We start from the raw sequence: 13,920 nt of genomic DNA on the forward strand, positions 1-13,920 counted from the left end.
CCGGGGGGTGGGGGGGGGCGGCCGCGCCCCCGCAGCCGCCCCCCGCCCCTCCGCCTTGCGATGCACCGCACCAGACGCCGCGGCCCCCGCCCTTCGGGCGGACGACGCTACTTTCGAAACACGCCCTAGTGCTGCGACCGGGGCACATCGTGCTCCCGGGGCGTCAGGCCACCGCGACCGCGCTCCCGGACCTCACGCCACCGCGGGTGTCGCGCGGGTCGTCGACGCGATCGTCGCCGAGCCGACCACGCGCGTGCCGTCGTACAGGACGATCGCCTGGCCGGGGGCCACGCCGCGGACCGGCTCGGTGAAGCGCACCCGCAGTTCGCCGTCGACCAGCTCCGCCGTCACCTCCGTCTCGCCGCCGTGGGCGCGGAGCTGGGCCGTGTAGGTGTCGGGGCCGGCCGGGGCGGTGCCGCACCAGCGGGGCTTGACGGCGGTCAGCGCGCCGACGTCCAGGGAGGACGCCGGGCCCACCGTCACGGTGTTGGTGACCGGCGAGATGTCGAGGACGTAGCGCGGCTTGCCGTCGGCCGCCGGGGTGCCGATCCTGAGGCCCTTGCGCTGGCCGATCGTGAAGCCGTACGCGCCCTCGTGCGTGCCGATCGCGGTGCCGGACTCGTCGACGATGTCGCCCTCGGCCTTGCCGAGCCGCTGGGCCAGGAAGCCCTGGGTGTCGCCGTCCGCGATGAAGCAGATGTCGTGCGAGTCGGGCTTCTTGGCGACCGCGAGGCCCCGGCGCTCGGCCTCCGCGCGGATCTCGTCCTTGGTGGTGACCGTGTCGCCGAGCGGGAACATCGCGTGGGCCAGCTGCTTCTCGTCGAGCACACCGAGGACGTACGACTGGTCCTTGGCCATGTCGGAGGCGCGGTGCAGCTCGCGTGTGCCGTCGTCGAGCATGACGACCTTGGCGTAGTGGCCGGTGCAGACGGCGTCGAAACCGAGTGCGAGCGCCTTGTCGAGCAGCGCCGCGAACTTGATCTTCTCGTTGCAGCGTAGACACGGGTTGGGGGTGCGGCCCGCCTCGTACTCGGCGATGAAGTCCTCGACCACGTCCTCGCGGAACCGCTCGGCGAGGTCCCAGACGTAGAACGGGATGCCGATGACGTCCGCGGCACGGCGGGCGTCGCGCGAGTCCTCGATGGTGCAACAGCCGCGCGCGCCGGTGCGGAACGACTGCGGGTTCGCGGACAGCGCGAGATGGACGCCGGTCACGTCGTGGCCCGCTTCGGCGGCGCGGGCGGCGGCGACGGCGGAGTCGACTCCCCCGGACATGGCGGCGAGGACGCGGAGAGGACGCTGCGAGGTGTCAGTCATAGCCCTTCAAGAGTACGGGGCACCCGGCGCGCCCGGCTCGCGAGTATCCGCCGCCGTGCGCCGGGGCCGCAGGACGGCTCAGGTCAGCCCCGCGCTGCGCGCCCGCTCCACCGCGGGGCCGATCGCCTTCGCGACCGCCTCCACGTCCGCCTCCGTGGAGGTGTGGCCGAGGGAGAAGCGCAGCGTGCCGCGGGCGAGGTCCGGGTCGGCGCCGGTGGCGAGCAGCACATGGCTCGGCTGGGCCACCCCCGCGGTGCAGGCCGAGCCCGTGGAGCACTCGATGCCCTGTGCGTCCAGCAGCAGGAGCAGCGAGTCGCCCTCGCAGCCGGGGAAGCTGAAATGGGCGTTGGCCGGGAGCCGGTGCACCGGGTCCCCGCCGAGGAGGGCGTCCGGGACCGCCGTACGGACGGCGGTGATCAGGGAGTCGCGCAGCGCGCCGATCTCCCGGGCGAACCACTCGCGCTGCTCGGCGGCGAGCCGTCCGGCGACCGCGAAGGAGGCGATGGCGGGCACGTCGAGGGTGCCGGAGCGCACATGGCGTTCCTGGCCGCCGCCGTGCAGCACGGGCACGGGGCTGTACTCGCGTCCGAGGACCAGCGCGCCGATGCCGTACGGGCCGCCGACCTTGTGGGCGGACACCGTCATGGCGGCGAGGCCGGACGCCTCGAAGTCGACCGGGACCTGGCCGAAGGCCTGGACCGCGTCGGAGTGCAGCGGGACGCCGAACTCGGCGGCCACGTCGGCCAGTTCACGGACCGGCATGATGGTGCCGATCTCGTTGTTGGCCCACATGACCGTGACGAGGGCGACGTCGTCGGGGTTGCGGACGATGGCCTCGCGCAGGGTCTCGGGGCGCACCCGGCCGTAGGAGTCGACGGGCAGGTACTCGACGGTGGCGCCCTCGTGTTCGCCGAGCCAGTCGACCGCGTCGAGCACCGCGTGGTGTTCGACGGGGCTTGCCAGGACCCGGGTGCGGGCCGGGTCGGCGGCACGGCGGGCCCAGTACAGGCCCTTCACGGCGAGGTTGTCGGCCTCGGTGCCGCCGGAGGTGAAGACGACCTCGCTGGGGCGGGCGCCGAGCGCTTCCGCGAGGGTCTCGCGGGCCTCTTCGACGGTTCGCCTGGCACGGCGGCCGGATGCGTGCAGCGAGGAGGCGTTGCCGGTGACGGCCATCTGGGCGGTCAGTGCCTCTGCCGCCTCGGGGAGCATCGGAGTGGTCGCGGCGTGGTCGAGGTAAGCCATGGTGGGCCAAGTCTATGGCCGGTGGTTTTGCGGGCGGGGCGCGGCCCGTGCCCGCGCGGGATGCGGCCGAACCTTCCGGCCACCGGGCCACGTCGCGCCACGCCTGAATGCCTAGAAGCTCCAGGACACCGTGTGGTCCATCTGCATCAGGGCCACCAGGACCACCAGGTCCGCGATCCCGAGGCCGAGGCCGAGATAGGCACGCCCCCGGCGCTGTGTGCCGCGCCACAGGGCCACGGCGGCCAGGGCGATGGCGATGGGGCCGAGGAAGACATTGAGGACCAGCAGGCCGAGGAGGCCCAGGATGAAGGACGCCACGGCCATGCCCTCGGCGTCGCGGGTGCCGGTGCGGTTCTCCGGGGCCGTGGCGCTCCGGTCGGCCGGGGTCGTGGTGTTGTCGTGGACCGGGGTCGTGGTGCTCTCGTTGCGTGTCGCGGTGAGGTTCATGATGCGGTCATCTCCCGATGATGGGGCGGCGTACGGCGATCAGTGGGCCGACGGGTGCCGCCGGCGGCCGTGCCGCTCGCGGACCGCGAAGATCACGAGCCAGACGGCGATACCGGTCGCGGCCACGAGGGTGACAGGCAGCGGGGCATGGGCCACGGTGCCGAGGACGGTCCCCAGCAGGAGAAGTGCGGCGACGAGGAACAGCATGTGAGATCCCCTCCGAGAGGCCTCTCGTTACGGTTCGGTGAACGATTGTGGTTACAACCGTTCACTGACTTTCTAGTCTAACGCGTCCCACGGCTTTTCAATTCCAGCGAACAGTTGTTAACTGCATGGCATGAGTCACACCCTCGGCATCCGGCAGGCCCAGAAGCAGAAGACCCGGCAGGCCCTCCTGGACGCGGCGCTCGCTCTGCTGGAGGAACAGAGCCTGAGCAGTCTCGGACTGCGCGAGGTCACCCGTGCGGTGGGGGTCGCGCCCACCGCCTTCTACCGGCACTTCCGGTCGACGGCGGACCTCGGCGTGGAACTGGTCGAGGCGGCCCTCGGCAGCCTTCACCCGATGATCGACTCCACGGTCGCCGCGGCCGGTGACAGCGAGGAACGCATCGCGCGCGCCGTCGGCCTGATCGCCCACCATGTCGACGCGTATCCGGCGCACGTACGGTTCATCGCGCGGGAACGGCACGGCGGCGTGCAGCCGGTGCGGGAGGCGATCCGGCGCCAGCTGGCGCGCTTCGCCGAGGAGGTGCAGGTCGCGCTGGCCGGACACCCCGAGTCCGCGGGGTGGAGCGAGGAGGACCTGCTGATGCTCGCCGGCCTGTATGTCGACCAGATGCTAGCGACGGCCAATCAGTTCCTGGAGGCGATGGAGGGTCCCGCCGACGAGCGGGACCGGGTGGCCAAGATGGCGACCCAACGCCTGCGGCTGATCAGCCTCGGCCGCCGGCACTGGAAGTCGTAGCGGCGCGCCCCCGCGGCCGACGGGCTGTCCGCCATGGCGCCGCGGCCGCCGCGGCGCTCACCCGCCCTGCCGGTACAGCTCCGTCACGGAGGCCGCCGCCCGCGCCAGTTCGGCGCGCGCCTGCGGCGGTGCCAGCACCTCGACCCGGTCGGCGAACAGCAGGAGCCCGCGCACCTCGCGCAGGACGCCGTACGACAGCCGGGCGGTCACCCAGGCGCCGTCGCCCTCCTCCTCCGGCGGGGCCGTCAGCACGGAGGCGGCCAGGCGCCGGAACATGTCGAGGTGTTCGCGGCGCACCCGGACCGTCACCTCGATGCCGCCGGGCCGCTCCTCCACCTGCCGCCGCAGCACCTCCCAGGCGTCGGCGAGTTCGACCCCCGGGCGCCGCCGGACGGGATCCGCCAGCAGGGTCGCCGCACGCACCCGGTCCGCGCGGAAGAGCTGCGGGCTGCCGCGCCGGTCGGCGACCAGGTACCAGACGCCCGCCTTCGAGACGAGCCCGTAGGGATCGACGGTGTAGGTGTGCGCCTCGGTGTCCCCGCTGTGCCGGTAGCGCAGCAGCAGCCGGCGGTCGCTGAACACCGCGTCCTGCAGGGTGTCCAGGTCGACGGTGGCCTGCGGACCGCTCTTCCAGCGCGCCGCGTCGACGAGGACACGGCGGCTGGTGGCCTCGGCGGCGGGCCGGTGCGCCGCGGGCAGCGCCGCCATCACCTTGCGCAGCGCGGAGCCGAGGGCCGCGTCCAGACCGAGTGCGGCGTGCGCGCCCTGTGCGGCCAGGACGAACAGGGCCCGGGACTCGTCGGCGGTCAGCCCCGTGACGTCCGTACGGAATCCGGTGAGCAGTTCGATGCCGCCGTGCCGTCCCCGCTCGGCGTACACCGGCACCCCGGACGCGGACAGGGCCTCGACGTCGCGGTAGATGGTGCGCACCGACACCTCCAGCCGCTCGGCCAGTTCGCGGGCCGGGACGCGTCCGCGGGTCTGCAACAGCAGAAGGATCGACAGCAGGCGGTCCGACTTCACCGGCCCAGCATCGCGGCGGCGAAGGACCGTTCGCAAATGTTGACGGGAACTGTCAGGTTTTACGGGGAACCTCGGGGCACCGACCCACCGAGAGGACCGTCATGAACACCGATCCCCGTCCTGTGTACGCCCGTGCCGCCGAGCAGGTCGCCGCGCTGGTCAGGACCGTACGGCCGGAGCAGCTCTCCGGTGCCACGCCGTGCGCCGAGTTCGATGTGCGAACGCTGCTGTCGCACATCGTCGGCGGCACGCGCCGGATCGCCGTGGTCGGCGCGGGCGGCGACGGCCTGGCCGTGCGCCCGTTCGTGGACGGCGTCGCGGACGACGGCTGGCCGGACGCCTACGACGCGGCCGGCGGCGAGGTCCGGCGAGCCTGGGCGGACGACGCCCGGCTGGACGCGATGGTGCGGGTGCCGTGGGGCGAGACGCCGGGGCGCAACGCGCTGTCGGGGTACGTGATGGAGACGGTCACGCACACCTGGGACCTGTGGGAAGCCCTCGGCCGGCCGCTCGAACTCGATCCGGAGGTGGCCGAGTTCGCGCTCGCCGTCGCCCGGGTCGTCCTGCCGGAGCCGGAGCGCGGCGACGACGTCCCCTTCGGCTCGGCCCGTCCGGCTCCCGAGGGGGCCGACGCCTACGGGCGACTGGCGGCCTGGCTCGGCCGCCGGCCGGCAGCGGCCCGCTGACCGCGCGACCAGGCCGGGACACGTCCCGGACCGCGCCCCCGCCAGGGCGCGGTCCGTCGCGCGGGCGGGCTCAGCCCAGCCTGACCCGTGCCAGCTGACGGGACTGTGCGACCAGGCGGTCCTGGCTGTCCCAGACCTCGGCGTCCTCCTCCAGGAAGCCGCCGGCGAGATTGCGCGTGGTGATCGACACCCGCAGCGGGCCCGGCGCCGGACGGCAGCGCACATGCACGGTCAGCTCGACGGTGGGCACCCAGCCGGAGATGCCCATCTCGAAGGCGGTGGGGGGCAGCGCGTCCACCGCGAGGAGCAGCGACAGCGGGTCCGCGTCGCGGCCGTCGGCGAGCCCGAACCACGCACGCATCTCACCCTTCCCGGTGGGCGCGCCGAGGGCCCAGCCCAGGGTGGCCGGGTCCAGCTTGAGCATCAGCCGCTCGGTGATCGCCGAGCTGCCGGAGACGGGCGCCGGGCCGTCCTCGGAGCCGAAGCACCGGTCCATGGGCGGGAAGGCGGGCGGCTGCGCGCTCGTGCGCACATCGTCGGGCAGGGAGTCCAGGTCGCCGTACGAGGCGAGGACGCGGATGCGTTCGATCTCGCGGCCCTCGTCGTCGTACTGGAAGAGGGACGCCTGGCCGGTGGAGAGGGTGCGGCCGGTGCGTACCACGTCCGTGCGGATCACCGCGGGCCCCGGCTGGGAGGCGGTGAGGTAGTGGGCGGAGATCGTGAACGGGTCCGGATGCGGCAGGGTGTCCGCGAGGGCGCGGCCGAGGACGGCGAGCAGATAGCCGCCGTTGACGGCGCTGATGATCGTCCAGCCGGCGGAGAGGTCGATGGCGTAGACGCCGGGTTCCCGGAGGGTGACCGCGGTGTCGCGGTCGAACTCGCTGTCGCCGATCGTGGCCGTCACGGCCTGTGCGGTTGCTGCTTCTGGCATGCCGAAACCGTACAACGCGAAATTACTAAGCGGTAGCTTTGTTGTGTTTCAAATCCGTGACACCTTGGGGAACACCCATACGGATCCAGCCATTCTCAGGTGAGGTTTTGGCAATTTCTCGGTAAGTGTCAGCACTCGTCCGTGACCGAGCGGCTCCCGTTCCCCTCTCAGAAGACGTACAGCCAGACCCGCCCGTTCACAGGAAGAGCCGCCACGCCGATGAGCCTGACCGGGACGCCGTTCCTCCTCACGTCGATCGTCCTCGTGGCGATCGCCCTCATCCTGCCTCTGTTCCTGTGGTCCCGGATCCGCGGCCCCTTGCTGCTGCGCCAGGCCGCCCGGGTGGTGATGCTGCTGTTCACCCAGGTCACCGCGGTCACCCTGGTCTTCGTCCTGGTGAACAACGCGAACAGCCTCTACGACAACTGGTCCGACCTGCTCGGCACCGGCAACCATGTGCGCCAGGCCGCCGACCTCGGCAAGGACGGCACCGGCGGGATCCAGATCAAGGCCCTGCCCAAGATCCACCAGACGTTCACCCCGGCCGAGGGGCCGGGCATGCGCGCGGCCGGCGGTGTGAGCGTCACCCAGCTCAAGGGCCAAGTGTCGGGCGTCGAGGCCGAGGTCTACGTCTGGCTGCCGCCGCAGTACAACGACCCCGCGTACAAGAACAAGAAGTTCCCCGTCGTGGAGCTGCTCTCCGGCTACCCGGGCTCGGCGAAGGCCTGGTTCGGCTCCCTCAAGGCGCACGAGCAGCTGCTGCCGCTGATGCGCACCGGGCAGGTGGCGCCCTTCATCCTGGTGGCACCGCGCACCAACCTCATCGCCAAGGTCGACACGGGCTGCGCGAACATCCCCGGCGTCGTGAACGCCGACACCTGGCTCAGCATCGACGTGCCGAAGATGGTGACGGACAACTTCCGCGCCCAGTCCGCGCCGAACGGCTGGGCGGCGGCCGGCTACTCGGCGGGCGCGCACTGCGCCGCGAAGCTCGCGACCGCGCACCCCGACCGTTACCGGGCCGCGATCAGCCTGTCCGGCTACAACGACCCGATCGGCGAGCGCAAGTCACTGGCCGCGCGCACCACCGCGCTGCGCCACGCGAACAACCCCTACTTCCTGCTGAAGGGCCAGCGCACCCCGCCGCACATCTCCCTCTATCTGTCCGGCCAGCTCGGTGACGGCTATCAGGCGGCCGCCGCCCTGGAGCAGATCGCCAAGCCCCCGACCGTGGTCCGCGCGGTGCTGATCCCGCGCAGCGCGGGCGGGCACAGCATGGCCCTGTGGCGGCCGCAGATCCCGTACGTCTTCACCTGGCTCACCCAGCAGATGAGCGGGAAGGACGGCGGCGCGACTACTCCTCGGCAACCGTTGACCGACGGTTCCAAGCGCGCGGCGCTCGCCAGTGGAACCGCATCGCCAAAAGGCGTAGTACGAAAGCGGTGACGACCGCGAGCCCCGTCGTCAGCGGGGTCAGCGTGCCGTAGCGGATGCAGAGCACCACCATGGTGGAGCCGACGATCGCCGGGACCGCGTAGAGGTCGCGGTCCCAGCGCAGCAGTGAGGGCACCTCGTTGGCGAGGACGTCGCGCAGGACGCCGCCGCCCACCGCCGTCGCGAGACCGAGGGCCGCGCTCGCGGTGAGGCCCAGCCCGTAGTCGTAGGCCTTGGTCGTCCCCGAGACACAGAACAGTCCGAGGCCCGCCGCGTCGAAGACGTTGACGGCCGACTGGATCCGCTCCACCTGTGGGTGGAGGAAGAAGACCAGGAGGGCGGCGAGCAGGGGGGTCAGGAAGTACCCCAGGTCCGTGAACGCGGCCGGCGGTGTGGCACCGATGATCACATCGCGGAACAGCCCTCCGCCCAGCGCCGTGACCTCGGCGAGCACGGCGATGCCGAACACGTCGAAGTTCTTGCGGACGGCCAGGAGCGCACCGGAGATCGCGAAGACGAAGATGCCGACGAGATCCAGGGTGTGCTGGACGGAGGGGCTGAACAATTGCTGGAGCACCTTTACATTCTCACCCACCCGGGTGAATGCGCCTTGCAAAGCAAGGCAAGGGCTCCGGAACGCCGAGGTTACAAGACCGGACGCTCCGTGCTGTAGATCCACTTCTGGAACAGGTCGTCCAGCTGCTGCCCGGAGACCTTCTCCGCGAGCCGGATGAAGTCGGCGGTGTTCGCGTTGCCGTAGCGGTGGAGCTTCGTCCAGGCGGGCAGGAGCCTGAAGAACGCGGTGTCACCGATGCGCTCGCGCAGGGCCTGGAGGGCCATCGCTCCGCGCTGGTAGACCGCGGAGGCGAACATCGTGTCGCGCTGGGGGTCGGCCACCTCGATCTTCCAGAACGGGTTGTCGGCCGGGCGGCTGTTGTACGCCGCGAGGAACTGGTCGTGCGCGGTGCTGGTTCCCTTGTGCTCCGCCCACAGCCACTGGGCGTAGGTCGCGAAGCCCTCGTTGAGCCAGATGTCCTTCCAGCGCTCGACGGAGACCGAGTCGCCGAACCACTGGTGGGCCAGCTCGTGCACGATCGTCGACTCGGAGCGCACGGCCGAGTACGCGGGCTTGGACTGGACCTCCAGCGAGAAGCCGGCCTCGGGCATGTCGTCGACGATGGCGCCGGTCTCCTCGAAGGGGTACGGGCCGAAGATCTTGGACCAGTAGTCGGTCGCCGCGGCGGTGACGGCGTACACATCGACGGTGTTGCTGTTCGCGAGCGCGGGGTCGATGGCGACGTAGATCGGGATGCCCGACGGCGTCTTCCCGGTGCGCACATCGAACTTGCCGATGGTCGCCGTGGCCAGGTACGTGGCCATCGGCCGCGACTCCCGCCAGTGGGTGATCGTCTTGTCGCCCTTGTCGTACGTCGACACCAGCCGCCCGTTGGACACGGCGGTCAGGCCCTTGGGCGCCTTGATGCGGATGTCGTAGGTGGCCTTGTCGGAGGGGTGGTCGCTGGAGGGGAACCAGGTGGAGGCGGCGTTGGGCTCGCACGCGACGAAGACGCCGTCGGCCGTCTTCATCCAGCCGTACTGGGAGCCGAAGACGATGGGGCCGCTGAGCGGCTCCGGGACCCCGCCGTAGGTGACGGTGACCGTGAAGTCCCTGCCCCGGCGAAGGACGCCGCGCGGGGTGATCCGGATCTCGTCGCCGTCACGCGTGAACGCGGCCCGTCTGCCGTTCACCTCGATCCGCGTGACCTGGAGCTTCTGCAGGTCCAGATCGAAGGACGTGAGGCTCTGGGTGGCCCGCGCCGTGATCGTCGTACGGCCGTCCAGACGGCCGCCGGCCGGGTCGTACGCCACGTCGAGGGCGTAGTGGCGGGCGTCGAAACCGCCGTTGCCCAGCTGCGGGAAGTAGGAGTCGCCGATGCCGGGGGCTCCGGCCGAGGGCGCCGGGGAGGCCGCGATGACGAGGAAGGAGGCCGCCGAGGCGGCGAGGGCTCCCAAGCGTGCCGAACGGGAGAGTGCCATGAGTCGTCCCTTCGAGCGTGCTGTCGATCAGACGGACACGCCAGACTCTGCGCTCTCCCCTCCAGGCATGTACATGACTTTACCAATCCGTCATGCGCCATACGTCGCGTTGCCCCTGACGAAACGGGTAGGCCCCGGTGACCGAGTGACGGTCACCGGGGCCTGCCCGTGGATGCGACAGCGGCTGTCCGCCGGCTACTTCCCGCCGTCGGCCTTCTTCGACTGCTTCGGAGACTCCGACGACTCCGGGGTCTCGTCGGAGGCGGCTTCCGCGGGCTCCTCGGTGGCAGCCTCGGCCGGCTCGTCGGAAGCGGCTTCCGCCGACTCCTCGGAGGCAGCCTCGGCGGGCTCCTCGGCGGCAGCCTCAACCGGCTCCTCGGCGGCCGCGGGCTCGGTCTCCTCGGACTCGGCGGCTTCGGCCTCCGCCGACTCCTCGGAAGCGGCCGCGGTCGCGGTCTTCTCGGAAGCGGTCTCCTCGGAAGCGGCCTCCGCCGTCTCGGCCTCAGCGGCCTCCTCCGCAACGACCTCCGTCGCCTCCGCCTGCACCTCCGCGGCCACCGCCGCCGACGTCTCCGCCGACTCCTCCAGCACCGCGTCCGGCACCAGCTCCGCCGCCTCCTTGGCGTCGGACAGCAGCACGGTGTCCTGCGGGGCCTGGTCCTCGAAGTTCTCCGGGTGGTGGCAGGCCACACGCTGGCCGGGCTTCAGCTCCAGGAGCTGCGGCTCGGTGGTGCGGCAGATCTCCGTCGCCTTCCAGCACCGCGTGTGGAAGCGGCAACCGCTCGGCGGGGAGATCGGCGAGGGCACGTCACCCTTGAGCAGGATGCGCTCGCTCTTGACGTTCCTCCGCTTCGGGTCCGGGATCGGCACCGCCGACATCAGCGCCTTGGTGTACGGGTGCATCGGCGCCTTGTACAGCAGGTCCCGGTCGGCCAGCTCGACGATCTTGCCGAGGTACATCACCGCGATCCGGTCCGACACGTGCCGGACGACCGAGAGGTCGTGCGCGATGATCACGTACGTCAGGCCCAGCTCCTGCTGGAGGTCGTCCATGAGGTTGACGACCTGCGCCTGGACGGACACGTCCAGCGCGGACACCGGCTCGTCGGCGACCACCAGCTTCGGCTTCAGGGCCAGCGCCCGGGCGATGCCGATGCGCTGGCGCTGACCGCCGGAGAACTCGTGCGGGTAGCGGTTGTAGTGCTCGGGGTTGAGGCCGACCACCGACAGCAGCCGCTGCACTTCCTTCTTGATGCCGCCCTCGGGCTCGACGCCCTGCAGCCGGAAGGGAGCGCCGACGATCGTGCCGATGGTGTGACGCGGGTTCAGCGACGAGTACGGGTCCTGGAAGATCATCTGCACATCGCGGCGCAGCGGACGCATGCCGCTCACCCCGAGGTGCGTGATGTCCGTGCCCTCGAACTCCACCTTGCCCGCGGTCGGTTCGAGCAGCCGGGTGATCAGCCGGCCCATCGTCGACTTGCCGCAGCCCGACTCGCCCACGACGCCCAGGGTCTCACCGGCCCGCACCTCGAAATCGAGGCCGTCGACCGCGCGCACCGCCCCGACCTGCCGCTGGAGCAGTCCCTTCCTGATGGGGAAGTGCTTCTGCAGCCCGGTCACCTTCAGCAGGACCTCGCCGGGAGCGGCGTCCTGGTTGAGAGTGGCCGTGCCGGAGGCCTTGTCCTCGGCGCCGTCGCTCTGGGCAGGGATGCTCACTGCCTTGTCCTCTGCGTTCTCGCTCACAGCTTCGGCGCAATCTCTTCGATCCAGATCCGCTCCCGCTGCTCCTGCGACATGTGGCAGGCGGCCCAGTGCTTGCTGCCGACCTCGGTCAGCTCGGGGCGGACCGTGCGGGTGACGTTGTCCTTCGGGATGTCCGCGTACGGGCAACGCGGGTTGAAGGCGCAGCCGGACGGGATGTTGATCAGCGAGGGCGGGGAGCCCTTGACCGGGATCAGGCGCTCCTGCTGCTCGCGGTCCAGACGCGGCATCGAGCCGAGCAGGCCCCAGGTGTAGGGGTGGCGGGGCTCGTAGAACACCTTCTCGGCCGGCCCGCGCTCGACGCAGCGGCCGCCGTACATCACCAGGATGTCGTCGGCCAGTTCGGCGACGACACCGAGGTCGTGGGTGATGATGATGACCGCGGAGCCGAACTCCTTCTGCAGATCCCGGATGAGGTCGAGGATCTGCGCCTGGACGGTCACGTCCAGGGCGGTCGTCGGCTCGTCCGCGATGAGCAGTTCGGGGTTGTTGACCAGCGACATCGCGATCATCGCGCGCTGGCGCATACCGCCCGAGAACTCGTGCGGGTAGTTGTCCACCCGCTTGTCCGGCTGGGGGATCCCCACGCGGTCGAGCATCTCGATCGCCCGCTTGCGGGCGGTCTTCTTGTCGACGTCGTGGTGGATGCGGTACGCCTCCACGATCTGCTGGCCGATCGTGTAGTACGGGTGCAGCGCGGACAGCGGGTCCTGGAAGATCATCGACATCTGACGGCCGCGCAGCTTGCGTACGTGGTCCGGGTCGGCGGACAGCAGCTCGGTGCCGTCCAGCCAGATCTCGCCGGAGATCCGCGCCTTGCGCTTGCCGTACTGGCCGGCGGTGTGCAGGCCCATGATGCCGAGCGAGGTCACCGACTTGCCCGAGCCCGACTCGCCCACGATGCCGAGGGTCTTGCCCTTCTCCAGCTGGAAGCTGAGCCCGTCGACGGACTTGACCAGGCCGTCGTCGGTCGGGAAGTGCACCTTCAGATCGCGTACTTCGAGGAACGCGCTGGGAGCCGACGAGCCGTCGGTGGGCTCGCCCACCGCCGATCCGGTCTTGCTGAGTTCGGTCATGCGAGCCTCACTCGGGGGTCGATCACGGCGTACAGGAAGTCCACCACGAGGTTGGCGACGATCACCGCGAGCGAGGTGATCAAGGTGACGCCCAGGATGAAGGGCAGGTCCTGGTTCTTGATGGCGTCCAGCACCTTCTGGCCGAGGCCGGGCAGGCTGAACGTGGTCTCGGTCAGGACCGCGCCGCCGATGAGGGCGCCGAGGTCCATGCCCAGCATGGTGAGGATGGGCGTCATGGTGGAACGCATGGCGTGCTTGCCGATGACGACCCGCTCCGTGAGGCCCTTGGCGCGCGCCGTGCGGATGTAGTCCTCGCCCAGGATCTCCAGCATGGTGGCGCGGGTGATCCGGGCGTACATCGCCGCGTAGAGGAACGCCAGGGTGATCCACGGCAGGATCATGCCGCCGAACCAGCCCGTGAAGTTGTCCCCGATGGGCACGTACTCGGCCTTGATCCAGTTCAGTCCGTAGCTGAAGATCGCCAGGCTGAGCAGACCGGTGAAGTAGATGGGGAGCGAGACACCCGCGAGGGCGACGACCATCGCACCGCGGTCCCACACGCTGCCGCGCTTGAGGGCGGAGAGCACACCCGCGGCGACACCGAAGACCAGCCACAGGACGGCGGCGCCGAGCGCCAGCTCCAGGGTGACCGGGAAGCGGTCGGTCAGCACCGGCCAGACGGCCTGCTCGCTGCGGAAGGAGTAGCCGAAGCACGGCGCGGCACAGTGGGTGACATCCCCGCCGCCCGAGTAGGTCCGGCCCACGAAGATGCCCTTGAAGAACTCCCAGACCTGGGAGTAGATCGGGTCGCTCAGACCCAGCTTCTCCCGCACCGCCTCGACGGCTGCCGGGTCCGCCTGCTTGCCCACGAAGCTCGTGGCCACGTCGACGCCCGCCCACTTGGGGACGAGGAAGAAGATGCTGAAGACCACCACGATGATGACCACGAGCATCACTGCGGCGGCGATCAGCCGCCTGATGAGGTAAGCGAGCACAGCT

General features: G+C 70.7%; 14 protein-coding genes. 3 read left to right on the plus strand and 11 right to left on the minus strand.

Annotation, left to right across the window (positions count from 1 at the left end; all coding sequences use genetic code 11):
• Positions 1 to 192: 192 nt before the first annotated feature.
• From mnmA to AB0L95_RS34835, 4 genes are all read right to left on the minus strand, one after another.
• Positions 193 to 1,317: a tRNA 2-thiouridine(34) synthase MnmA gene (gene mnmA, locus AB0L95_RS34820; RefSeq protein WP_365168924.1), complete on the minus strand. Its 1,125-nt coding sequence runs from the start codon at positions 1,315 to 1,317 to the stop codon at positions 193 to 195.
• A gap of 78 nt (positions 1,318 to 1,395) precedes the next feature.
• The gene (locus AB0L95_RS34825; protein ID WP_365168927.1) at positions 1,396 to 2,559 is read right to left on the minus strand and encodes a cysteine desulfurase family protein; all 1,164 of its coding nucleotides are present in this window, start codon (positions 2,557 to 2,559) and stop codon (positions 1,396 to 1,398) included.
• Between the two features lie 111 nt (positions 2,560 to 2,670).
• Positions 2,671 to 3,006 carry a DUF4190 domain-containing protein gene (locus AB0L95_RS34830; RefSeq protein ID WP_365168929.1) on the minus strand — a complete coding sequence of 112 codons (336 nt, stop codon included), beginning with the start codon at positions 3,004 to 3,006 and terminating at the stop codon, positions 2,671 to 2,673.
• A gap of 39 nt (positions 3,007 to 3,045) precedes the next feature.
• Complete coding sequence (locus tag AB0L95_RS34835) at positions 3,046 to 3,213, minus strand: hypothetical protein (RefSeq protein ID WP_365168932.1); 168 nt, start codon at positions 3,211 to 3,213, stop codon at positions 3,046 to 3,048.
• Between the two features lie 130 nt (positions 3,214 to 3,343).
• Between AB0L95_RS34835 and AB0L95_RS34840 the strand changes: the two genes are divergently transcribed.
• Positions 3,344 to 3,970 (plus strand): TetR family transcriptional regulator, encoded by a 627-nt coding sequence (locus tag AB0L95_RS34840; RefSeq protein ID WP_365168934.1) that lies wholly within the window; start codon positions 3,344 to 3,346, stop codon positions 3,968 to 3,970.
• A gap of 57 nt (positions 3,971 to 4,027) precedes the next feature.
• Here the strand turns inward: AB0L95_RS34840 and AB0L95_RS34845 are convergent, their stop codons facing one another.
• On the minus strand, positions 4,028 to 4,993 hold the full coding sequence (locus tag AB0L95_RS34845) for a YafY family protein (RefSeq protein ID WP_365168936.1): 966 nt from the start codon (positions 4,991 to 4,993) through the stop codon (positions 4,028 to 4,030).
• A 101-nt stretch (positions 4,994 to 5,094) separates the two neighbouring features.
• Between AB0L95_RS34845 and AB0L95_RS34850 the strand changes: the two genes are divergently transcribed.
• The gene (locus AB0L95_RS34850; protein ID WP_365168938.1) at positions 5,095 to 5,679 is read left to right on the plus strand and encodes a TIGR03086 family metal-binding protein; all 585 of its coding nucleotides are present in this window, start codon (positions 5,095 to 5,097) and stop codon (positions 5,677 to 5,679) included.
• A gap of 70 nt (positions 5,680 to 5,749) precedes the next feature.
• Here AB0L95_RS34850 and AB0L95_RS34855 read toward each other — a convergent pair whose 3' ends face one another.
• Positions 5,750 to 6,610, minus strand: a complete 861-nt coding sequence (locus tag AB0L95_RS34855) for a thioesterase family protein (protein WP_365168941.1) — start codon at positions 6,608 to 6,610, stop codon at positions 5,750 to 5,752.
• A 219-nt stretch (positions 6,611 to 6,829) separates the two neighbouring features.
• Between AB0L95_RS34855 and AB0L95_RS34860 the strand changes: the two genes are divergently transcribed.
• Positions 6,830 to 8,056 carry an alpha/beta hydrolase-fold protein gene (locus AB0L95_RS34860; protein ID WP_365168943.1) on the plus strand — a complete coding sequence of 409 codons (1,227 nt, stop codon included), beginning with the start codon at positions 6,830 to 6,832 and terminating at the stop codon, positions 8,054 to 8,056.
• Here AB0L95_RS34860 and AB0L95_RS34865 read toward each other — a convergent pair.
• The 5 genes from AB0L95_RS34865 to AB0L95_RS34885 all read right to left on the minus strand — a co-directional run bounded on the left by AB0L95_RS34865 (position 7,965) and on the right by AB0L95_RS34885 (position 13,916).
• Positions 7,965 to 8,621, minus strand: coding sequence for a trimeric intracellular cation channel family protein (locus AB0L95_RS34865; protein WP_365169067.1), 657 nt, complete (start codon positions 8,619 to 8,621; stop codon positions 7,965 to 7,967). The two genes, AB0L95_RS34860 and AB0L95_RS34865, sit on opposite strands and share 92 nt — an antisense overlap.
• 68 nt (positions 8,622 to 8,689) lie before the next feature.
• Positions 8,690 to 10,081: a M1 family metallopeptidase gene (locus AB0L95_RS34870; RefSeq protein WP_365168946.1), complete on the minus strand. Its 1,392-nt coding sequence runs from the start codon at positions 10,079 to 10,081 to the stop codon at positions 8,690 to 8,692.
• 195 nt (positions 10,082 to 10,276) lie between these two features.
• Entirely contained in the window at positions 10,277 to 11,800 is a 1,524-nt protein-coding gene (locus tag AB0L95_RS34875; protein ID WP_365168949.1) for a dipeptide ABC transporter ATP-binding protein, read from the minus strand.
• Between the two features lie 23 nt (positions 11,801 to 11,823).
• Positions 11,824 to 12,921 (minus strand): ABC transporter ATP-binding protein, encoded by a 1,098-nt coding sequence (locus AB0L95_RS34880; protein ID WP_365168952.1) that lies wholly within the window; start codon positions 12,919 to 12,921, stop codon positions 11,824 to 11,826.
• Positions 12,918 to 13,916 carry an ABC transporter permease gene (locus AB0L95_RS34885; RefSeq protein ID WP_365168955.1) on the minus strand — a complete coding sequence of 333 codons (999 nt, stop codon included), beginning with the start codon at positions 13,914 to 13,916 and terminating at the stop codon, positions 12,918 to 12,920. The genes AB0L95_RS34880 and AB0L95_RS34885 overlap by 4 nt, the downstream gene beginning before the upstream one ends.
• Between the last annotated feature and the right edge of the window lie 4 nt (positions 13,917 to 13,920).

The sequence above is a fragment of the Streptomyces sp. NPDC052036 genome (assembly GCF_040680495.1).
Classification (GTDB): domain Bacteria; phylum Actinomycetota; class Actinomycetes; order Streptomycetales; family Streptomycetaceae; genus Streptomyces.